18 protein-coding genes are annotated in these 20,952 nt (G+C 67.9%); 10 read left to right on the top strand and 8 right to left on the bottom strand.

Going from position 1 to position 20,952, the window contains the following annotated elements:
• Positions 1-6 precede the first annotated feature (6 nt).
• Entirely contained in the window at positions 7-999 is a 993-nt protein-coding gene (locus ACLIVD_RS07975) for an alpha/beta hydrolase (RefSeq protein ID WP_283351639.1), read from the bottom strand.
• A gap of 172 nt (positions 1,000-1,171) precedes the next feature.
• Between ACLIVD_RS07975 and ACLIVD_RS07970 the strand changes: the two genes are divergently transcribed.
• Both ACLIVD_RS07970 and ACLIVD_RS07965 read left to right on the top strand, forming a co-directional pair.
• On the top strand, positions 1,172-2,266 hold the full coding sequence (locus ACLIVD_RS07970) for a GmrSD restriction endonuclease domain-containing protein (RefSeq protein WP_491932223.1): 1,095 nt from the start codon (positions 1,172-1,174) through the stop codon (positions 2,264-2,266).
• Between the two features lie 107 nt (positions 2,267-2,373).
• Entirely contained in the window at positions 2,374-2,670 is a 297-nt protein-coding gene (locus ACLIVD_RS07965) for a response regulator transcription factor (RefSeq protein ID WP_280780657.1), read from the top strand.
• Positions 2,671-2,675: 5 nt separating this feature from the next.
• On the opposite strand, the gene ACLIVD_RS07960 is transcribed toward ACLIVD_RS07965, so the two are convergent.
• Positions 2,676-3,962 carry an alpha-hydroxy-acid oxidizing protein gene (locus ACLIVD_RS07960; protein WP_491932222.1) on the bottom strand — a complete coding sequence of 429 codons (1,287 nt, stop codon included), beginning with the start codon at positions 3,960-3,962 and terminating at the stop codon, positions 2,676-2,678.
• 104 nt (positions 3,963-4,066) lie between these two features.
• Here ACLIVD_RS07960 and ACLIVD_RS07955 point away from each other — a divergent pair, with 104 nt between their 5' ends.
• The gene (locus ACLIVD_RS07955) at positions 4,067-4,840 is read left to right on the top strand and encodes a VOC family protein (RefSeq protein ID WP_283351637.1); all 774 of its coding nucleotides are present in this window, start codon (positions 4,067-4,069) and stop codon (positions 4,838-4,840) included.
• Between the two features lie 33 nt (positions 4,841-4,873).
• Here ACLIVD_RS07955 and ACLIVD_RS07950 read toward each other — a convergent pair whose 3' ends face one another.
• Positions 4,874-5,803, bottom strand: a complete 930-nt coding sequence (locus ACLIVD_RS07950; protein ID WP_011597417.1) for an alpha/beta fold hydrolase — start codon at positions 5,801-5,803, stop codon at positions 4,874-4,876.
• Between the two features lie 49 nt (positions 5,804-5,852).
• On the bottom strand, positions 5,853-6,470 hold the full coding sequence (locus ACLIVD_RS07945) for a TetR/AcrR family transcriptional regulator (RefSeq protein ID WP_283330895.1): 618 nt from the start codon (positions 6,468-6,470) through the stop codon (positions 5,853-5,855).
• Between the two features lie 86 nt (positions 6,471-6,556).
• Here ACLIVD_RS07945 and ACLIVD_RS07940 point away from each other — a divergent pair, with 86 nt between their 5' ends.
• From ACLIVD_RS07940 to ACLIVD_RS07930, 3 genes are all read left to right on the top strand, one after another.
• Positions 6,557-7,915, top strand: a complete 1,359-nt coding sequence (locus tag ACLIVD_RS07940) for a cytochrome P450 (protein ID WP_283330894.1) — start codon at positions 6,557-6,559, stop codon at positions 7,913-7,915.
• A gap of 72 nt (positions 7,916-7,987) precedes the next feature.
• Entirely contained in the window at positions 7,988-9,148 is a 1,161-nt protein-coding gene (locus ACLIVD_RS07935) for an alkaline phosphatase family protein (protein WP_283351635.1), read from the top strand.
• A 74-nt stretch (positions 9,149-9,222) separates the two neighbouring features.
• On the top strand, positions 9,223-9,984 hold the full coding sequence (locus tag ACLIVD_RS07930; RefSeq protein ID WP_283330892.1) for an HNH endonuclease family protein: 762 nt from the start codon (positions 9,223-9,225) through the stop codon (positions 9,982-9,984).
• Here the strand turns inward: ACLIVD_RS07930 and ACLIVD_RS07925 are convergent, their stop codons facing one another.
• Both ACLIVD_RS07925 and ACLIVD_RS07920 read right to left on the bottom strand, forming a co-directional pair.
• A complete protein-coding gene (locus ACLIVD_RS07925; RefSeq protein WP_283330891.1) occupies positions 9,985-10,608 on the bottom strand; it encodes a DUF3060 domain-containing protein in 624 nt (207 codons plus the stop codon).
• 34 nt (positions 10,609-10,642) lie between these two features.
• Positions 10,643-11,662 (bottom strand): beta-ketoacyl-ACP synthase III, encoded by a 1,020-nt coding sequence (locus tag ACLIVD_RS07920; RefSeq protein WP_105417277.1) that lies wholly within the window; start codon positions 11,660-11,662, stop codon positions 10,643-10,645.
• 285 nt (positions 11,663-11,947) lie between these two features.
• Between ACLIVD_RS07920 and ACLIVD_RS07915 the strand changes: the two genes are divergently transcribed.
• The 4 genes from ACLIVD_RS07915 (at position 11,948) to ACLIVD_RS07900 (ending at position 16,839) form a co-directional block, all read left to right on the top strand.
• Entirely contained in the window at positions 11,948-13,063 is a 1,116-nt protein-coding gene (locus ACLIVD_RS07915; RefSeq protein ID WP_283330890.1) for a glycoside hydrolase family 183 protein, read from the top strand.
• Positions 13,064-13,084: 21 nt separating this feature from the next.
• Positions 13,085-13,708, top strand: coding sequence for a class I SAM-dependent methyltransferase (locus ACLIVD_RS07910; RefSeq protein WP_491932221.1), 624 nt, complete (start codon positions 13,085-13,087; stop codon positions 13,706-13,708).
• Positions 13,709-13,790: 82 nt separating this feature from the next.
• Positions 13,791-15,626 (top strand): acyl-CoA dehydrogenase, encoded by a 1,836-nt coding sequence (locus ACLIVD_RS07905; RefSeq protein ID WP_005243698.1) that lies wholly within the window; start codon positions 13,791-13,793, stop codon positions 15,624-15,626.
• 229 nt (positions 15,627-15,855) lie between these two features.
• Entirely contained in the window at positions 15,856-16,839 is a 984-nt protein-coding gene (locus tag ACLIVD_RS07900; protein WP_283351631.1) for a hypothetical protein, read from the top strand.
• Positions 16,840-16,911: 72 nt separating this feature from the next.
• Here the strand turns inward: ACLIVD_RS07900 and ACLIVD_RS07895 are convergent, their stop codons facing one another.
• A complete protein-coding gene (locus ACLIVD_RS07895) occupies positions 16,912-19,191 on the bottom strand; it encodes a VanW family protein (RefSeq protein WP_491932220.1) in 2,280 nt (759 codons plus the stop codon).
• Positions 19,192-19,521: 330 nt separating this feature from the next.
• The gene (locus ACLIVD_RS07890) at positions 19,522-20,856 is read right to left on the bottom strand and encodes an acetyl-CoA C-acetyltransferase (RefSeq protein ID WP_005575008.1); all 1,335 of its coding nucleotides are present in this window, start codon (positions 20,854-20,856) and stop codon (positions 19,522-19,524) included.
• Positions 20,857-20,952 lie beyond the last annotated feature (96 nt).

Below are 20,952 nucleotides of genomic sequence, written 5' to 3'. Positions count from 1 at the left end.
CTTCGCTCACACTCCCAGCGCCCGAGCGAGCACCGGCCAGGAATCGTGCAGGTCGTCCTGCCAGTATCCCCACGAGTGTGTGCCCGAGTTACGGAAACTTGCGGTTGCAGGTATTCCCAGTTCCCCCAGGCGATCCGTGAATCGATGGGTGCAGTAGTTGGTCACCGCTTCGATGGGACCACCCGCGTAGATCTGACGCGCGAGCGTCGCGACGTTCCCGTCGATCCCGGGGCCGTCCAGGGTCTCGTGCCGCCCCGGCAGACCGTTGCCGTTGGAGAGGAACAGTTCCGTTCCGCGCAGTTCGGCGGCGTGAACGTAGGGATCGTTCGCCGCCCACGCCGGATCGTCCGCCTTCCCGTACATGTTGGCCGGGTTGCCGTAGCCGTAGTTGTCCATGGTGATCTTGATGAAGAGCTGACCGAGCGGATCACTGGTCAGAGCGCAACCGCTGTAGGCGGCCACACCGCGGAACAGGCCGGGAGCGGCAATCGCCAACTGCAGAGCGGCAGTACCCACCCGTGACATGCCGGCGAGCGCGTTGACTCCGTTGGTGCCGAGGGCCGCGTCGACGACCGGCGGAAGTTCCTGAGTCATAAAGGTCTTCCACTTGTTCACCCCCATCACCGGGTCGGGGCTCTTCCAGTCCGTCCAATACGCGTTCTCGCCGCCGGACGGGCTCACGACGTTCACGTTCTGGTCGTCCAGGAACTCTTCGACATCGGTCTTCTCCCGACGGACCTGACCGTCGAGGAAGTACAGCGTCGGCCTCGGCACGCTGGTGTCGGCGGGGCGCTGCACGTACACCGGAACGACCCGCTGCATCGACGCCGAGAAGACGTGCAACGTCAGGTGTCTCGAATCGATCACGGTGACGTGATCGAGCGTCGACCCGTTCGGCGCCACCGCGGAACCTAGCGCCTGACCGGTGTCGACGATCGGATCGGCGGCCGCCGCGACGGTGCCGCCGAGGCAGAGAGAGACCACGGTCACAGCCGTCACGGCCGCTGTTCGCAATTTCCCCCGAAAGATCTGTCGTGTCACGACCGAGTACCGCCCTCCACCCGCACGAATTCCGGTCCCGGGCATGCTAACAGTTCCCGCGATGCCGAGTAACGGAAGAGCCCTTCCGCGCGATGAACATCCGACCCCCCACGTTCATTGAAGGACCGGCATGACGCTTCCCCCGCCCTCATCACCTGCCACTCGTAAGAAGTGGCCCTGGATCACCGGCGGGATCGTCGTAGTCGTGGCCGCGGTCTCGTTCCTCAGCCCCGGACAGGACGACCAATCGGCCCAGGCCACAGCGGTATCCGCGTCCGTGACGCCCACGGTCGCCGATTCGACGACGGCGCGTGCCGCGTGGAGTTCGTCGCCACCGGTGCCGGTTTCGTCTGCGCTCGCCCTCTCACCCGTCGAACCCGCCGCGGCCGGCGGCGCCGACGCGACCGCCGCGTTGCAGCAACTCGCCGGCCTCGAGGTCAAGGGACGCGCACCGAAGACCGGCTACGACCGGGATCTCTTCGGCCAGGCGTGGACCGACGACGTGACGGTCGACGGCGGTCACAACGGGTGCGACACGCGGAACGACATCCTCGGGCGCGACCTCGAACAGATCGTGTTCAAGCCGGGCACCCGCGACTGCGCGGTACAGACCGGAACGCTGCTCGACCCGTACACGGGCACCACCATCTCCTTCGTCCGCGGTGAGGGCACGTCGAATGCCGTGCAGATCGATCACGTCGTCGCGCTGTCCGACGCCTGGCAGAAGGGGGCGCAGCAGCTCGACACCGCGACCAGGACGAACTTCGCGAACGATCCGCGGAACCTGAAAGCCGTCGACGGCCCCACCAACCAGCAGAAGTCGGACGGAGACGCCGCAACCTGGCTGCCCCCGAACAAGAGCTATCGGTGCACCTACGTGGCCGATCAGGTGGAGGTGAAGGCCGCGTACGGGCTGTGGGTGACCCAGGCCGAGCACGATGCGATCGCCCGGGTTCTCCAGGACTGCGGGGCGGCGACGCCTGCCGTCGCGCCCGCTCCGACTACCAGCACGGTCCCGGAAGCAGCACCTGCGCCCGCTCCCGCTCCCGTTCCCGCTCCGGCACCCGCACCGGTCCCGTTCGTCGACACGGCACCGCCGAGCGACGTCTACTACAAGAACTGTTCGGCGGCCAAGGCGGCCGGTGCCGCGCCGGTCCGCATCGGCGAGCCGGGCTACGGCACCCACCTCGATCGCGACGGCGACGGCGTCGGCTGTGAGAGCTGATCCGGGCCTGACGCGACAAGCACCTCCGCCACCAGTTAACCTGAACTGCCTGCAGGGACGTCGGGTACCTGTAGCGCATTCGTACATGTCAGAAAGATGAGATCGGCATGACCACTGCACCCGACGCACTCGGGCACCCCCCACATACCGACGAACCGGCAGTCGCCCGCACGTATTCGAAGCCGGCGTTGTCGGCGCGCGAGATCGAGGTTCTCCGCCACTGGTTGCGCGGCGACTCCAAGCTCGCCGTCGCCGCCGACCTCCACATCGCGCTCGGAACGGTCAACACGCACCTGACCCGCATCCGCGAGAAGTACGCGCTGGTCGGACGTGATGCGTCCACCAAGACGGCGCTGCTGGTGCGGGCCCTTCAGGACGGGATCATCACGATCGCCGAACTCTGACGTGTCTACGCCCTGCGCAGGGCGTTCCGGTCGATCTCGGCCACCGACGTCAGGCCGCTGAGACCCATCGTGAGGTCGAACTCGGCGATCACGTTGGCGGTGGCGTCCCGCGCACCGGCCTGACCTGCGAGGGCCAGGCCGTACAGGTGGGGTCTGCCGAGCGTCACCGCGTCCGCACCGAGGGCGAGGGCCTTGAAGACGTCTGCTCCCGTGCGGATTCCGCTGTCGAGGAGCAGCGTCAGCCTGCCGTCGACGACGGGCGCGATGTCCACGAGCGCGTCCAGCGACGACACGCTGCCGTCCACCTGCCGCCCACCGTGATTCGACACCACGATGCCGTCCACCCCGGCGTCGAGCGCGCGCCTGGCGTCGTCGGGGTGCAGCACACCCTTGAGGAGGATCGGCAGCGACGTCCTGCTGCGGAGGGTCTCGATATCGGCCCAGCTCAGCGACGGCCGGGAGTAGATGTCGAGGAACGTCTCCACGGCGGCCCGCGGTTCCGGCGACCGCAGGTTGTCGAGAAAGCGGCCCGGGAAGCGCCGGGTCATCGACACCAGCGACCGGATCGCGCCGAGCGTCACCTCGACGTCCGCCTTGCCTGCGGCGGCCTTGATCCGCTCGTGCACGATCCGGCGGAACACCGGATCGGACGTGTACTGCGCGATCCCCTGCCCCTGAGCGAAGGGCAGCGAGCCGAGGTTGAGGTCTTCCGGGCGCCAGCCGAGCATGGTCGTGTCGAGGGTGACGACGACGGCGTCCGCACGAATGTTCTCGGCACGCTGGAGCAGGCTGTCGACGAGATCGTCGTCGGTGCTCCAGTACAGCTGGAACCACCGGGGTGCGTCGCCCATCGCCGCCGCACTCTCCTCCATCGGTGCGCAGCCCTGGTTGGAGAAGATGTACGGCACACCCAGTTCGGCGGCCGCGGCCGCGATCGCCACATCCGCCTCCGGCCTGGCCAGTTCGGCCGCGCCCACCGGGGCGAGCAGCACCGGGGCCGGAATCCTGCGCCCGAACAACTCGACCCCGATGTCGCGCTTCGAGACGTCGCGCAACACCCGGGGAACGATCTGCCACTTGTCGAACGCATCGCGGTTGGCCTGCATCGTGCGACCCAGCCCCGCGCCGCCGTGGACGTACGCCCACCCCTTCGCGCTCATCTTCCTCTTCGCGCGTCGCTCCAGCGTGTCGAACTCGGTGGGAACGGAGGGTGTGCGGCCGAGGACGCCGTCGCGGTAGATCAGATTCTGGCGGGCCCGGCCCGGACTGTCCTGGTTCTCGCTCGCAGACATGCGCCGAGTCTTCCACAGGCCGGCACGAACCGACGGCAGGTCGCCGGGACGCGTAGGTTTGTGACCGGCACCACACCGAACCCCAGACATCCCAGGAGACCGAGATGCCCGACCGCCCGTCCCTCACCGGCGCTCCCTGCTGGATCGATCTCACCAGTTCCGACCCACGACAGGTCATTCCGTTCTACACCGGACTGCTCGGGTGGAGGTCGGACACCAACGAGGATCCGCAGTACGGCGGTTACTCCATCTTCAGCATGAACGGCAAACCCATTGCGGGCCTTGGCCCGCAACAGCAGGGCAACCCGTACGGCAACGTGTGGACCACGTACATCGCGTCCGAGGACGCGGAGGCCACCGCGGCGAAGGCCGCCGAGGCGGGCGGCCAGGTGATGATGCCCGCAATGGTCGTGGGCGACCAGGGCACGATGGCCATCCTCGGTGATCCGGCCGGCGCCGTGATCGGCGTGTGGCAGGCCGATCAGCACGACGGATTCGGTCTCGTGGACGAGCCCGGCGCGCCCGTCTGGCACGAAACGCTGTCGCGGAACTACGCGGCGGCGCTCCCGTTCTACGCGGACGTTTTCGGCTGGACCTTCCGGACCCTCGGCGACACAGACGAATTCCGGTACTCGCAGGCGAACCTCGGCGACCGCACCGTGGCCGGAGTCATGGACGCCGACTCGTTCCTGCCCGAAGGCGTCCCCTCGTTCTGGCAGTTCTACATCGGCGTCGAGGACACGGATGCGGCGGTCGCGAAGGTGACCGAACTGGGCGGCAGCGTCCGGCGCGAACCGGAGGACACCCCGTTCGGGCGGCTCGCGTCCGTCGCCGACCCGCTCGGCGCCACCTTTCAGATCACGACGCTGCAGTCCTGATCCGGTGACGGTGGCGCGCAGAACGCGCCACCGTCACACCGGGCCGAACGGCGCCTGCGCCTCCTTGGCGTCCCAGATGTCGAGGAGCGAGCGGAGAATCTCCTCCGACATGCCCAGACCCCCGAGATGGCTTTCCCCGTGCATCGTGTGGAACTCGGCGTCGGGAAGAAGCGACACCATGTGCTGCCCGTGCCGGAGCGGAATGATGTGGTCGCAGTCGCCGTGCCACCACCGCACCGGGGTCTTCACCGCATTCACCCGGAATCCCCAGTCCCGCGCGAACAGGACGAGGTCGGCGAACGGTGCACTGAGCTGCTTACGGCCGCCGTTGAGCAGATCGTCGAGGAACATCGCCTTGAACTCCGGCCGCGCGAGCAGACGGCGGTCGCCCTCCGGCGACAGCCGCCCGTACAGGTCGATGATCGGCGACGCGAACGGTCTCGCCAGCCTGATCACGGAACTCGCCGCCAACCCGACGGGGACACCGCCCGCCGACAGCACCGGAGCCGCCAGGACGGCGAGATCCATCAGCCCGCTGCGGATCGCGTCGGGACCCTTCGTCGGCGCGACACCCCCGAGGATTCCGGTCGCGACCACGCGGTCGGGCATCGCGTACGCCGCGGCCAGTGTGTAGGGCCCGCCACCGGACAGGCCGACCACGGCCATCTGGTCGACGCCCAGCGTGTCGGCGACCGTCCGCAGGTCTTCGGCGAAGTCGATCACGGCGCCGTAGCGGTGCGGCGTCGACGACCCGACCCCCGGCCGGTCGATCCCGATCAGCCGGACGTGCTCGCGTTCGGCGAACGCCCGGGCCTCCATCGGCACCTGACGCCGCGCACCGGGTGTGCCGTGCAGCCAGAACACCGCCCTGCCCTGTGCCGAACCGAACTCCGCGAAGCCGAGCCGACGCCCCTCGCCTACCGCGACCGTGCCCTCCAACTGCGGGCGTGCGATATCCACCATGCCCACAGCTTCGCACGTGACACCCGTCACGTTTCCGCCCGGGACCCGATCAGCGGTGTGCGGTGGACGTGAACTGGTAGGTCGCGGCATCGACGATCTGCTCGGGAGACACCTCGATCTCGCCGTTCAGCCACGCCGTCATGAGCTCCGCGAGCCCGCCCACGAACAGCAGCGCGGTGATCTCGTCCTGCGGCGACGACCACGCCCGGTCGCCGTAGAGTTCCTTCGATTCCTCCGCGACCAGCAGGGCGAACGCCCGCAACAATTCACGCCGTCGCGTCCGCAGCGGTTCGGCGCCCGCCGATTCGATGATCGACACCCGCCCTTTCCTCGGGTCCGCCGTCAGGATGTCGACGAACGTCGCGATCGCCGCCCGCGCCCGCACCTCGGGGTCGCCGGTCACGGTCTGGAGGGTGACCCGCGTCGCCTCCGCGATCTCCGCGGCAATGCCCTCGATCACCTGCACCAGCAGGTCGTCCCGGTCGCGGAAGCCCTCGTAGAAATAGCGTTCCGTCAGTTTCGCCTCGGCGCAGATCGCGGTCATGGTCGCCTTCTCGCCACCCACGGTGCCGAACACCTGCAGTCCTGCCTCGAGCAGTCGCGCGCGCCGGTCCGCGGCGCGTTCCTCCGAACTTCGACCGCGGTACTGGCGCGCCGGTGAACTCATGACTCGATGTTGACAGACCTACAGGTGTGACGCACACTACACACATCTGACAGAGAGTCCTGTCACATACGCCACGAGGAGGGCCGATGCCCAAAGTTCTCGCTGCTCCCCCACCACAAAGCACCCTGCAACCCATCTCGGGCAATGCCGGATTCCCCGTCATCGGACACTCACTGGACTACTTCCGCGACCCGATGGGACTGCTGCAGAGTCGCTGGGATCGCTACGGCCCCGTGTCGTGGCTGAGCATGGCAGGCAAACGGTGGGTCACCGTGCTCGGACCGGACGGCTGCCAGACGGTGCTGCAGAACAAGGACCGGGCCTTCGTCAACAGCGACGGATGGAGCGTGCTGATCGGGCCGTTCTTCCACCGCGGGCTGATGCTGCTCGACGGCGACGAACACCTCGCCCACCGGCGAATCATGCAGCAGGCCTTCACCCGCGACCGGCTGTCGCGCTATACCGAGGCACTCCATCCGGCCGTCGAGAAGGGGCTCGACGGCTGGCAGCCCACCCCGGGCTTCGCCGCGTACCCCGCGCTGAAGGAGCTGACGCTCGATCTCGCCACGAGCATCTTCATGGGCGGCGCCGAGGGGTCGACGCCCCGGGAGATGGCCGAGATCAACAAGGCGTTCATCGACAGCGTGCAGGCCGCCACGTCGGTGGTGCGGTATCCCCTGCCCGGAACGCGGTGGAAGCGCGGCATCGACGGGCGCGCACGACTCGAGGAGTTCTTCCGCCGCTACCTGCCCGCGCGGCGAGCGGGCGCCGGCGACGACCTGTTCTCCGCGCTGTGCCACATCGAATCCGAAGAGGGGCAACGGTTCAGCGACGACGACGTCGTCAACCACATGATCTTCCTGCTGATGGCGGCGCACGACACGTCCACCATCACGCTGTCGACGATGATGCAGTACCTCGGTCAGCACCCCGACTGGCAGGAGCGGTGCAGACGGCAGTCGGCGGCACTGGGCACGTCCACCCCGACCTACGGTCAACTCGACGAACTGACCGACCTCGACCTCGTCATGAAGGAATGCCTGCGCCTCGTTCCGCCGGTCCCGGTGGTCGCCCGCCGCGCGGTCGAGGACACCGAGGTGCTCGGCCACTACATCCCCCGGGGCACGTACATGTCGGTGGTCGTGCACTTCACCCATCACATGCCCGAGTACTGGCCCGATCCGGAGAGGTTCGACCCCGAACGGTTCGCACCCGAACGCCGCGAGGACAAGGTTCACCGGTTCGCGTGGGAGCCGTTCGGCGGCGGCGTGCACAAATGCCTGGGGATGCACTTCGCGGGCGCCGAGATCAAGACGGTCATGCACCACCTGCTGCGGCGATTCGACTGGCAGGTGAGCCCCGGCTACGTCGCCCCGCTCAACTACACCTCGCTGCCGTTTCCCTCCGACGGCCAGCCCGTGGACCTGTACCACCGTGTCGGCTGAGCCGACTCTCCACATTGCGGGCTGAGCCGATATCCCAAGTGCAGCCCGAGCCGATACACCATAGTGGAAGTCATGACCGTTACGGCGCCCCCGCTCGACGTGTATTCGCAGCCGACGCTGTCCGCCCTGATGCCGTCCGTCCTCGCCGCACTCGGCGTTGCCGGCGAACCCAACCGGCTGCACCTGCCGGACAGCAGGCACACCGTGGTGTTCTTGATCGACGGCCTCGGCTGGACATCGCTGCGTCGCCACCGCGAACACGCCCCGTTTCTCGACAGCCTGACGGGACGGCCGATCCGGGCCGGCTTCCCCACCACGACCGCCACCAGCATCGCGTCGTTCGGCACGGGGTTGCCGTCCGGTAGTCACGGCATCACCGGCTACCAGTCATACGTTCGTGAGGTTCGCGGCACGCTCAACTGGTTGTCGTGGCGCGCGGGCCACAAGGGCGACGAACTCACCCGGCTGGTGCCCGAGGTCGTCCAGCCCGCTCCGACCGTGTTCGAACGCGCCGCGGCAGCCGGTATCACGTGTACGACGGTGGTTCCCGCGAAGTTCGACGGGTCCGGGCTCACCCGCGCCGTCCTCCGCGGCGGCACGTTCGCAGGAATACACGCATACGGTGACCTGATCGCGCACGTCGTCACCGCGGCCCGGGCAGGCGACCGGACCCTCACCTACTGCTACCTCAGCGAAATCGACACGCTCGGTCACATTTACGGACCGGGATCCGAATCCTGGTTGCACCAGGTCGCCCTCGTCGACCGGCTCGTCGAGAGGCTCGCCGCGGGACTCGCGGCGGCACAACCCGACACCCACCTGTACGTCACCGCCGACCACGGCATGGTCATCGTCGACGACGCGGACAAGATCGACTTCGACGCCACTCCCGTCCTGTCGGACGACGTGGTGGCGCTCGCCGGCGAACCGCGGTGCAGGCACGTCCACACCCGCGCCGGAGCCGGGCACGACGTCGCCGACCGGTGGAGGAGTGAACTGGGACACCGAATGTGGATCGGCACGAGGGACGAGGCCGTCACGGCGGGACTGTTCGGCCCGGCCGTGCGGTCCGAGGTGCAGGGCCGTATCGGGGACGTCGTCGCCATCGCCCAGGGCGGGGTCGCGGTGGTCCGCCGCAAGGCGGAGTCGAGGCTGTCCGCCCTGCCCGGGCAGCACGGCGCACTCAGCGACGACGAGTTGCTGATTCCTCTGCTGCACGGCGCCACCACGTAAACCCGGGTCGCTCACCGGTCCGCGCGACCACTCCTGATAGAAATGACGAACAGCGTTGATTTCAGGAGAGATTCATGCCCCGCTCTGCGGTACCGAATACCGGCTCCATCATCACGACCATCCGCACGAAGTGGGCCTGGATCCTCGCCGGGCTGTTCGTCGTCGTGCTCGTCACGATGCTCACTCCGGACCCCGACGACACCCTTGCCGCCGGAACCGGACCGGTCGCACCCTCGGAAGTCACTGACGCACAACAGATACAGACGGCGTTCACGCAACTGTCCACCCTCGAGGTGAAGGGCCGGGCACCCAAGACGGGCTACGACCGGGAACTGTTCGGCGCCAGCTGGACCGACAACGTGTCGGTCGAACTCGGACGCAACGGCTGCGACACCCGCAACGACATCCTGCGACGCGACCTCGTCGACATCACGTCACGGGACCGCACCCGCAACTGCGTGGTGCAGTCGGGCACGTTGCGGGATCTCTACACGGGCACCATCATTGCGTTCACCCGGGGCACGAAGACGTCGGACGCCGTGCAAATCGATCACGTGGTGGCACTCTCGGACGCGTGGCAGAAGGGCGCTCAGCTCCTCGACGCGCAGACCCGGGCGGACCTCGCGAACGATCCCCGCAATCTGCAGGCGGTGGACGGACCCACCAATCAGCGCAAGAGCGACGCCGACGCGTCGACATGGCTGCCCCCGCTGGCGGCGTACCGCTGCACCTACGTGGCGCGGCAGGTGGAAGTGAAAGTGGCGTACCGGCTCTGGGTGACGCCGCCCGAGCGCGATGCGATGGCCGCGGTGCTCACCGGCTGCGGAGCCCGGTGATCACGCGCCGGGCGGGGTGAGCCGGTTCTCGGAGCCCGTGTCGACCGACGGGGCCGGCGCACCGGAATCCCAGTCGACGGAGTTGTTGGACCCGGTGAGTTCGAGGGAGTCGAGGGACACGGCGCGCACGAAGTTGTCGTTGCCACTCACCGTCATCGCACCGGAGTCGTCCACGCTCACGGAGTTCCCGCTGCCGCCGACCGAGATCCGCCCCGCCTGCTTGCCGAGCACGGTGACGGCGTTGCCCTGCACGTCGATCGACTCGACGACGTCGATGGTGGCACTGTTGCTGCGTCCCGAGATGGTGAGCGTTCCGGTCTGCCCGCCGACGACGTTGGTGTCCTGACCGTTCACGACGACCGCGTTCGACGTCGCGACGTTCGCCGAGACGCCGTTGGCCTCGATGGTGACGGTGCCGCACTCGCCGTCGAGGACGACCACGGCACCGTCCCTGTCGACGATCACGTCGCGGCCCGCGCAGTCACCGCCCGAGTTCAGTTCCACCGCAGAGCCGGACACCGTCGAGGTGCTGCCGCCGCCGGTGCTCCCGCCGCCGCAGCCCGCGAGGGCCACGGCGCCGGACATCAGCACCGCGACGGCGACCGACTGCCGGGTGACACTCATCGACCCCTGCTTTCCTGACCCCGACGGGCCCGGATCAGTTCTTCGCGAGTACCGGCATCGTCACGACCTGGGCCGCGTAGGACAGCCCGGCTCCGAAGGCGAGCAGCAGGGCGGTGTCGCCGGGCTTGGTTGCGCCGGACTGCAGCATCTCCTCCATGGCGAGCGGCACCGACGCGGCCGACGTGTTGCCGCTCTCGGCGATGTCGTCGGACACGGGCACGTTCTCGGGGAGCTTCATGCTGCGGGCGATCACCTCGGTGATCCGCGAGTTGGCCTGGTGCGGGACGAACGCGTCGAGATCGTCGACCGACATGCCGGCCTTCTCGATCGCCCGCAGGGCCACCTTGCCCATCTCGAAGGCGGCCCAGCGGAACACCGCAGTACCGGCCATCTTGATGTACGGGCGCGTGGCACCCGGCGTCGTGATGTATTCGTACCAATCCAGGTCCTGCACGATGGCGTCGGCCTGGGCGCCGTCCGAACCCCACTCCACCGGACCGATGCCGGCGACGTCGCTCTTGCCCACGACCACGGCGCCGGCGCCGTCACCGAAGATGAATCGCGTCGAGCGGTCGGTGGGGTCGGTGGTGATGCTCATCTTCTCGACGCCCACGACGAGGGCGTAGTCGACGGACCCTCCGCGAACCAGATCCGACGCCACGGTCAGCGCGGTGCAGAAGCCCGCGCAGCCACCGCCGAGATCGAACGCTCCGGGCCCGTTGGTGCCCAGGGCGTCGGCCACCACCGCCGCGGCGGGCGGGGTCAGCAGGAGGTACGTCGACGTCGCGACGATGACGCAGCCGATCTGCTCGGGATCGATCCCGCTCGCTTCGATCGCCTTACGCCCGGCTTCGATGGACATCGTGACGACGTTCTCGTCCTCCGCCGCGAACCGCCGGTTGCGGATACCCGAGCGCGACTGGATCCACTCGTCGTTCGAGTCGATCAGTTCACAGATCTCGTCGTTGGTGACGACCCGTTCGGGCCGGTACACGCCGAGCCCGAGAAGGGCGGACTGCCGACCTCCAGCCACGGTGGCAATCTGCTTTCCCATCGATCGATCTCCTCATCAGGTCCCGCGTGGTTACGCGCAGTGTGGACTTGTCGCCAGCACACGTTACGTCGGCGACCGCCCAGCGGGTAGCACCGGTTCCTGTTACTCGTCGGTAATATCGGTTCGGTGGGGGTGCCGATGAAACGAACACTGCGGTCAAACCGACACTTTCGTAAGAACAGACTTGTTAGACTTCTGGCGATTTCCAGCAGTTGATCACCGGTAGGGGGAGTGGTCTCTTCGGGCCACGCAGTGCCGCCTGCTGCTAGAGATGGAGTGTCCTTCGTGAAGCGAACCAGAGCTCTTGCAGCAGCGTCACTCGTCGGCGCGGCCGTGACGTTGATCGCATTCGCCGGCCCAGCCGCCGCGAATCCCAACGCCATCAATCCGATCCCCGGACTCAACGGCACCAACGGGATTCCACACCTCACCGGACGCACCCAGGCGGTCGCACAGCAGACCGGCATGCTCAGCCCGAACCGCACCCAGGATGCCAACGTCCTCGGCACCGACCTCGGCATCATGTGGGACAACGGCCAGGGGCAGGTCCTCACGGCGTTCGGCGACTCCGCCGGGCTCGGACTGCCCAACCTGCTGTCGGGCAGCCTGTGGGCCTGGCGCAGCAGCACACTGTTCCGCAGCACGGACGGCATCCTTGCCGACGGGATGAACTTCGACAGCTCTCCCCGCGACATCTTCGGCCAGTCCAAGGAGCTCGTCCCGAGCCCGAAGATCCCGTTCGTCGAAATCAGCCGCATCCCCACCGCCGGCGTCGCCGTCGGCAACACCCAGGTTCTGAGCATGATGTCGGTGAAGAACTGGGGACCGGCGGGAACGTGGGACACCAACTACTCCGGTCTCGTGTACTCACACGACAACGGCGAGAACTGGACCGTCGCCCCCGAGACGCAGCGCCCGAACGTCGGCGGCAACGCCAACTTCCAGATGAGCGCCTTCGTCAAGGCCGACGGCTTCGTCTACCAGTACGGAACACCCGCCGGCCGCGGCGGACTCGTCCACATCGCGCGGGTTCCGGAACCCCAGATCATGGACCTCGGCGCGTACGAATACTTCGACGGCGCCAAGTGGATCAAGGGCAACCCCGACGTCGCCAAGCCGATCATGCCGGGCGGAGTCGGCGAACTGTCCGTCGCGTACAACGAGTACCTCGGCCAATACCTCATGCTGACCACCGACCAGTACAACTCCGTGGTCATGCGCCGCTCCCCGTCGGTCACCGGACCGTGGGGCCCACCGGAGGTGCTCGTCGACACCCGGGAGCTGCCCACGGCGTACGGCGCCTACATCCACCCGTGGTCGTCGGGCCGCGACCTCTACTTCCTCACGACGGTGCACAACAACTACAACGTGCTCCTCATGCGGACCACACTCACTCCGTAGCCCGCGTACTAGCGTCGGGGCATGGATGCAGCTGCCTGGGACGAACGGTATTCACAGAGCGACTTGGTGTGGGGCGCGCCACCCAACGCCGTCGTGGTCGAGCGGGTCACCTCGCTCCCCCGCGGCCGCGCACTCGACCTCGCATGCGGCGAGGGCCGCAACGCGCACTGGCTCGCCACCCGCGGCTGGGAGGTGACGGGGCTCGACTACTCGGCCGTGGCCGTCGACAAGGCCCGCCGGGTGGCCGCCGAGGCACCCCGCTCGGTCCGCGAAAGGCTCGACTACCGCGTCGCCGACGTCACCGATACGGACCTCGGCGGCGAGTACGACCTCGTGCTCATGATCTACCTCCATCTCGCCCCCGAGGAGCGTCTGCAGGTTGTGAACCGCGCCATATCTGCGCTGAAACCTGAGGGAATCCTCATGATTTTGGGGCATGACGCCGTTAACTTGTCGCAGGGAGTCGGGGGTCCCCAGGACGCTGAAATCCTATACACACCAGACGATTTGGTGAACTCGTTCGGCGGGCAACTCTCCGTCGACGTCGCCGAACGACGATTCCGCGAGACGGACGCCGGAACGGCGATCGACGCGCTCGTCGTCGCCCACCGCCCGAGTCTTGGCAGTCAGGTAAATCGGGCGTAATATCGCTGATGTTACCGACGAGTAATAACTTGGGCGGTACTAACGGATAGACCGCACCATCTCACTGGGAGAGACAGAAGACATGGGCCATTACAAGAGCAACGTCCGCGACCTGGAGTTCAACCTCTTCGAGGTACTCGGTCTCGAGCAGCCGCTGAGTGAAGGCGTGTGGGGCGATCTCGACGCCGACACCGTCCGCAACATGCTCAGCGAAGTTGCCCGCCTCGCCGAGGGACCGCTGGGCGAGTCCTTCGCCGACGCCGACCGCAACCCTCCGGTCTTCGACCCCGAAAACCACACCGTCACCCTGCCGGAATCGTTCAAGAAGTCGTTCCGCGCACTGTGGGACGCCGAGTGGTACCGCATGGGACTCTCCGAGGAGATCGGCGGCGTACCCGTCCCCCGGTCCGTCGTGTGGGCCATCGGTGAGCTGATCCTCGGCGCCCAGCCGGCCGCGCACATGTACCAGGCCGGACCCGCGTTCGCGGACGTGCTGTTCCACAACGGCACCGAAGAGCAGAAGAAGTGGGCCGCCACCTGCGTCGAACGCGGCTGGGGCGCCACCATGGTCCTCACCGAACCCGACGCCGGCTCCGACGTCGGCGCAGGCCGCACCAAGGCCATCAAGCAGGACGACGGCTCCTGGCACATCGAGGGCGTCAAGCGGTTCATCACCTCCGCCGACTCCGACGACCTGTTCGAGAACATCTTCCACCTGGTCCTGGCCCGCCCCGAGGGCGCAGGCCCCGGCACCAAGGGACTGTCGCTGTTCTTCGTCCCGAAGACGCACTTCAACTTCGAGACCAACGAATTGGGCGAGCGCAACGGCGTCTTCGTCACCAACGTCGAGCACAAGATGGGCCTGAAGGTCTCCGCCACGTGTGAGGTCACCTTCGGCGGCCACGGCATTCCCGCCCAGGGCTGGCTCGTCGGCGAGGTCCACAACGGCATCGCGCAGATGTTCGACGTCATCGAGCACGCCCGGATGATGGTCGGCACCAAGGCCATCGCCACCCTCTCCACCGGCTACCTCAACGCCCTCGACTACGCGAAGGAACGCGTCCAGGGCGCAGACCTCACGCAGATGACGGACAAGGCCGCGCCGCGCGTCACCATCACGCACCACCCCGACGTCCGTCGCGCCCTCGCCATGCAGAAGGCGTACGCGGAGGGCCTGCGCGCCGTGTACCTGTACACCGCGGCGCATCAGGACGAGGCCACCGCCAAGCTGGTGTCCGGCGCCGACAAGGACCTCGCGTTCCGCGTCAACGACCTGCTGCTCCCCATCGTCAAGGGCGTCGGTTCCGAGCGGGCGTACCAGTACCTGACGGACAGCCTGCAGACCTTCGGTGGCTCCGGCTTCCTGCAGGACTACCCGATCGAGCAGTACATCCGCGACGCCAAGATCGACTCGCTGTACGAGGGCACCACCGCCATCCAGGCGCAGGACTTCTTCTTCCGCAAGATCGCCCGCGACCGCGGTGTGGCACTCGCCCACGTCGCAGGCGAGGTCAAGAAGTTCATCGACAGCGAGGCAGGCAACGGTCGCCTCAAGGCCGAGCGCGCCCTGCTCGCCACCGCCCTCGAGGACGTCCAGACCATGGCCGCCACCCTCACCGGGTACCTCATGGGTGCGCAGGAGCAGCCGTCCGAGCTGTACAAGGTCGGCCTCGGTTCCGTCCGCTTCCTGATGTCCGTCGGCGACCTGCTCATCGGCTGGCAGCTCCTCCGCCAGTCCGAGATCGCGATCAAGGCCCTCGACGAGGGTGCCTCCGACAAGGACAAGGCGTTCTACGAGGGCAAGGTCGCCATCGCGTCCTTCTTCGCGAAGAACGTTCTGCCGGAACTGACCGCCACCCGCAGCATCGTCGCCAACATCGACAACGACATCATGGAGCTCGACGAAGCAGCGTTCTGATCGGCTTCAGACGGCCCGGCGGCCGGGGTAGCTCCCCGGCCGCCGGGCTTTTTCGTGTCCCGACCATGTGGACTCCGGCACTCTTTCCCGGTCGACGCACCCCTTTTCGGCTCCCATAGGTAGTGCGCGAGCCGAGAGAGAGTGCGGGAGTTGTCCACAAGCCTCAGTTCATCCACAGCCGGGTCCTTCGGACCGGATTCTTCAGGCGGCTCCGGCGAGAATCGTTCCCATGGAACATGACCCGGGGGCGATGCTGCGACGCCAGGAGGCGTTGGACCGCGGCTACAGCGACGACGAGATCCGACGCCTGTACACACGCGGCGAATGGCAGCGCATCGGGCGCGGCGCATATCTCTCCGCGTCGATGTACTCGGCGCTCGGCGAGGAGGAACGTCATCGCTTCCTCATCGACTCGACAATTCACGCCGTGTCGGACGACGCAGTGCTCAGCCACCAATCCGCGGCCGTCGTGTACGGGCTGCCGTTGTGGAAGACGCCCCTCGACCGCGTGCACGTCACCAGAAACCGACGCGGAGGTGGCCGGATCAAGCGGCGGACCACGGTGCACTGCGCGCCCATCGGAGAGCGTGTGGCAGTGGTGGACGGGCATTCGCTGACCCTCCCGGTGCGGACCCTCATCGACCTCGCGAGAACTCTGCCGTTCGAGCAGGCCGTCGTGGTGGGTGACGCGGCCGTCCGGAGGTTCGGCATCAGCCGAGACGACCTGGACGCCGAAATCGCCCGCGCTGCGCGTCGTCACGGCGTCGATGCGGCGCGGAGGGTCGTCCGCTTCGTGAGCGGGCACAGCGAAAGCGTCGGTGAATCTCGAAGCCGGGTCATGTTGTCGCGTGCCGGGCTGCCCGCCCCGTCCCAGCAAGGCGAGGTGTTCGAACCCGGCGGGCGCCGAATCGGACGCGTCGACTTCCACTTCGACGGCATCGTGCTCGGGGAGTTCGACGGACGCGTCAAGTACGGACGGCTGTTGAAACCCGGGCAATCCCCCGGCGACGCGGTCTTCGCCGAGAAGCAACGCGAGGACGCGCTGCGCGACCTCGGATTCCAGGTGGTGCGGTGGATCTGGGACGACCTCGGGTCACCGCGGCTGGTGGCGGAGCGTGTCCGCCGCGCGATCGCGCGTGCCGGGTCGCCACGAGGCTGGGTGACGCAGGCACCGCTCCCGTCCGCCCAGCGGCTTACGGTGCGGTCGCTGTAGTCGCACCCTTTCTCGGTTCGCGCTCTACTTTTCGGGCCCGAAAAGCGGTGCGCGAACCGAGAAGTGGTGCGGCTACTCGCCGTCGTTCGGATTCGGCTTCGGGGTGGTGGGCTTCGGGCTTTCCGCCGGGGCGGAGGGGGCCGGCGAGGCGGCGGGGGTGCGCTCGTCGGGTTTGGGTGCGGCGGCGGGTTCCTCGCACTTGACGATCGGGACGGGGTCGTAGCGGACCGTCCTGGTGTTCCGGGAGATTTCCTGGCCGGTCGCGTGATCGGAGATCACCCGGGTGTCGCTGGCGGTGAATCCCGGTGCGCCACTGGAGGCGATGCAGTGATCGCCGGCGGGCAGGGTGACCGTGTCGGGCTCCGTCGGCTTGGTCCGGTTACCGGTGATCGACTCGACGTCGACCGTCTTGGTTCCCCAGAACCGGATGGTCAGATCCGAGGCGCCGCCGATGGCCTGGATCATCACACCCGTCTTGGCGGTGTTGCGGAACTGCAGGTCGATGGCGCCTTCGAAGACGGTGGCCTCACGCGCCTCGGGGTAACGCGAGATGTAGTACGAGTGCTCGGTGTGCGCGACGTCCTCCATGCCGGCGAAATACGCGGCGTTGTAGAGCGTCGTCGCCACCTGGCTCACACCGCCGCCGACCGCGGTGTCCGGGCGACCGTTATTGATGATGCCCGACTCCACATAGCCCTGGGCCGTGCCGCGCGGGCCGGTGTACCCGTTGAGGGAGAACGTGTCGCCCGGCTTGATGAGCGCCCCGTTGATCTCACTGGCGGCGAGCCGGATGTTGGTACCCGACGCGGCAGAGAAGCCGCCGGTCGTGAACTCGCCGATCACTTCCTTCACGCCGAGCGCCTGCGCGGCCTCCGTGGTGAGGGCGGGCGGGACAGGTCCGTACACCGCGGCAGTGGCGTGAGAACCGTTGCCGCGCAACAACTCGGGCAACGTCTCCAACGTCTTGGGCCACTGCACCAGGTCACCGACGACCGCGGGGACGACGGTGGGCGATCCGCCGTCGAGCGTGATCGTCGCGTCCTTCGGTGCGATCTCCGTCGAGACGAGCTGCGGCGCCAGGATGCCGATCGCGGCCTCGATGTTGTAGGTGGGCTTCAGCCCACCGTTGCCGTCCGGTTCGAAGCCGACGATGGCACCGATCTGCTGGCGCGCGGCGGTCGCGACCTTGCCGTCACGACCGGTCACCACCAGATCGGCGGAGGCAGCGGGCACCGCCACCTCGGCGAGCGCCCGCTGGACGCCTTCCTTCGTCACCGTCACGGGCACGACGTCGACAGGCAGGTCCACGGTCCGGCCGAACGCCCATTCCTCGGTCAACGCCGCCTCGGCGCCCTCGCCGTTCAGGTTCTGCCCGGTCGACGGGTCCACCGGAACCGGGGTCGGGCCCTCGAACACGACGGTCCCCTCACGGGACGCGCGATCGGTCTCACTGCGGAGGCCGTCGACGGCGGAGGCCAGCGCGGCCTCGTCACGGGTCGACACCACACCGATCTCGTCGGTGGTGAAGAACGACGTGAGCCTCGTGAACGGGTTGAGCGGCTGCGAATCGGCCCGGTCGAGGGTGGCCTCCCAGTCGACACCGAGCCCGGCGGCCGACGGAACGAGTTGCGTCGACACGTCGCCGGCAGTCACCGTCAGCGGCTGATCGGCGCGCGGGCCGACCTGCGCCTGCAGAATGGCCTCGGCCTCCTCGCGGGACGAACCGCCCACGTCGACGCCTGCCACCGTCACCCCGCGCGGGACGTTCCCGGAGGACACCGCGAGGTCCGCGGCGTACGCGATGCCGATCAGGGCGATCACACCACCGGTGACCGCTGCGATCTTCACCCAGGGAGCACGGGCAGGTTTGGTCGGTTCCGCGGACGGCTCGGCGGGCGCGGAAGTTTCCGGTGCCGGCTGCGGCGGGACCTGCGCCGCGGCAGCCGGAGCCACAACGGTCGGCTCGTCCGCCGGTGTGGTGTACGCCGCCGTGGGCCCGGGGACGGGTCCCGGCGGAATGGCGGGGATCACCTGCGTGACGTCCTCGTTGGCCGGGGGCTCCACCCACAACGGCGCGTCGGGAGCCTGCTCCTCGGAGCGTTCCCCGAGGTCACCGAGGTTCAGCTGCGTCGTCGGGGCGTCGTCGGCACTCGGCTGTTCCGCCTGATCCTCGAGAGCCGGGGCATCGTCGACGGCCGGAGCGTTTTCGGGTTCCGGGGCATCGTCGGGAGCGGGGACCTCGGCGGCCGGGTCGGCCACGGTCTCGGATTCGACACTCTCGGGCGTCGCGGAAGGGTCCGGCGTCGACCGTTCGGGTGCCTTGCTCCCCTTGTCGCCGTCTTCGTCGTTCACCGTGGCCCTCTCACCGAGTTGTCCTTCGTGCGGGCCTCAGCTTGCCGTCGGTGCTCGTTGCATTTCAAGCGCGATCCGATCCGAGCGAGGCCCGGTCGAGACCCCCACGTCAGCGTACCGGCCGCCGGAAATGCAAGAGCCCCGCGCTGCTGCCAGGTCGGGGGTCAGGCAGCAACACGGGGCTGACAGGGATATCGCCAGCTAATCTCCAGCGTTACACCTGTCGGAAAAGATTTCGGGGATCCGGCCACCCCTCGTTGCCGGATCCCCGCTCGCACTGCGCGCACGCTGGCCTTTCCGGTCTCCCAGCTACCGGAAAGGCCAGTCGGATCACGCCTCTATGATTGCCGTCACACCCTGGCCGCCGGCGGCGCAAATCGAGATCAGGCCGCGGCCCGAGCCCTTCTCCGCCAGCATCTTGGCGAGCGAGGCGACGATGCGGCCGCCGGTCGCGGCGAACGGGTGCCCCGCCGCCAGCGAGGACCCGTTGACGTTGAGCTTGCTGCGGTCGATGGACCCCAGTGCGCCGTCGAGGCCCAGGCGTTCCTTGCAGTACTCGTCCGATTCGAACGCCTGCAGCGTCGCCAGCACGACGGACGCGAACGCCTCGTGGATCTCGTAGTAGTCGAAATCCTGCAGGGTGAGGCCGTTGCGGGCCAGCAGGCGCGGGATGGCGTACGTCGGCGCCATCAGGAGCCCGTCCTTGCCGTGGATGTAGTCGACGGCCGCGGTCTCGGAGTCGACGAGATGCGCGAGCACCGGAAGCTTGCGCTCGGCGGCCCATTCGTCCGTGGACAGCAGGACTGCGGACGCGCCGTCGGTGAGCGGGGTGGAGTTACCCGCCGTCATCGTGGCGTCGCCCGCCTTCACCCCGAAGACCGGCTTCAGCTTGGCCAGCTTCTCGGCGCTGGAGTCGGGCCGCAGGTTGTCGTCGCGGGTGAGTCCGAGGAACGGCGTCACCAGGTCGTCGAAGAATCCGCGGTCGTAGGCGGCGGCCATGTTCTGGTGGCTGGCGGCGGCGAGTGCGTCCTGGTCCTCGCGGCGGACGCCGAATTCCTTGGCCGTGATGGCGGCGTGCTCGCCCATGGACAGCCCGGTGCGGGGCTCGCCGTTGCGGGGGATCTCGATGCCGAGCATGGACGGGCGGACGTTGCCGAGGAGCTTGATGCGGTCGCCGGTGCTCTTCGCGCGGTTCAGCGACAGCAGGAACTCGCGCAGTTCGTCGTTGACGCCGATCGGCGCGTCCGACGTGGTGTCGACGCCGCCGCCGACACCCGCATCGATGCGGCCGGCCGCGATCGCGTCACCGACGGCGACGATCGACTGCAGTCCGGTGCCGCAGGCCTGCTGCAGGTCGAAGGCCGGCGTGTACGGGCTGAGGGCGCTGCCGAGGACGCATTCGCGCATCAGGTTGAAGTCGCGGCTGTGCTTGAGCACGGCGCCGCCTGCGACGAGGCCCAGCTTCTCGCCCTGGAGGTTGAAGCGGCTCACCAGTCCGTCGAGGGTGGCGGTGAACATGTCCTGGTTGGACGCCTGCGCGTACTTCCGGTCGGAGCGGGCGAACGGAATGCGGTTTCCGCCGACGATCGCGACGGGACGCTGCTGCTTTCCGCCTGGCTTCGGCGCCGCTGCGGAGTTCGAGTTGGTGCGAGCTTTGCTGGTCACTGACGTCTCCAAGGATCTGGTGCGATTACCTGTTGGCTACTATTCTTACTCAGGAGTAAGTTACTTGTCGACACCGCACTTCACTCGGTGCTCGGT

It is taken from the genome of Rhodococcus sp. G6(2025) (assembly GCF_058628105.1).
Note: the sequence above shows the minus strand (reverse complement) of the source record. Positions and strands in the feature narration are given on the sequence as shown.

Bases quoted from the DNA above. Each gene is read 5' to 3' on its own strand.
- ACLIVD_RS07910 (WP_491932221.1), top strand. From the start codon at position 13,085: ATGGATGCAGCTGCCTGGGACGAACGGTATTCACAGAGCGACTTGGTG.
- ACLIVD_RS07920 (WP_105417277.1), bottom strand. From the start codon at position 11,662: ATGGGAAAGCAGATTGCCACCGTGGCTGGAGGTCGGCAGTCCGCCCTT.
- ACLIVD_RS07960 (WP_491932222.1), bottom strand. From the start codon at position 3,962: ATGTCTGCGAGCGAGAACCAGGACAGTCCGGGCCGGGCCCGCCAGAAT.
- ACLIVD_RS07940 (WP_283330894.1), top strand. From the start codon at position 6,557: ATGCCCAAAGTTCTCGCTGCTCCCCCACCACAAAGCACCCTGCAACCC.
- ACLIVD_RS07970 (WP_491932223.1), top strand. From the start codon at position 1,172: ATGACGCTTCCCCCGCCCTCATCACCTGCCACTCGTAAGAAGTGGCCC.
- ACLIVD_RS07905 (WP_005243698.1), top strand. From the start codon at position 13,791: ATGGGCCATTACAAGAGCAACGTCCGCGACCTGGAGTTCAACCTCTTC.
- ACLIVD_RS07935 (WP_283351635.1), top strand. From the start codon at position 7,988: ATGACCGTTACGGCGCCCCCGCTCGACGTGTATTCGCAGCCGACGCTG.
- ACLIVD_RS07930 (WP_283330892.1), top strand. From the start codon at position 9,223: ATGCCCCGCTCTGCGGTACCGAATACCGGCTCCATCATCACGACCATC.
- ACLIVD_RS07945 (WP_283330895.1), bottom strand. From the start codon at position 6,470: ATGAGTTCACCGGCGCGCCAGTACCGCGGTCGAAGTTCGGAGGAACGC.
- ACLIVD_RS07900 (WP_283351631.1), top strand. From the start codon at position 15,856: ATGGAACATGACCCGGGGGCGATGCTGCGACGCCAGGAGGCGTTGGAC.
- ACLIVD_RS07965 (WP_280780657.1), top strand. From the start codon at position 2,374: ATGACCACTGCACCCGACGCACTCGGGCACCCCCCACATACCGACGAA.
- ACLIVD_RS07955 (WP_283351637.1), top strand. From the start codon at position 4,067: ATGCCCGACCGCCCGTCCCTCACCGGCGCTCCCTGCTGGATCGATCTC.
- ACLIVD_RS07950 (WP_011597417.1), bottom strand. From the start codon at position 5,803: ATGGTGGATATCGCACGCCCGCAGTTGGAGGGCACGGTCGCGGTAGGC.
- ACLIVD_RS07925 (WP_283330891.1), bottom strand. From the start codon at position 10,608: ATGAGTGTCACCCGGCAGTCGGTCGCCGTCGCGGTGCTGATGTCCGGC.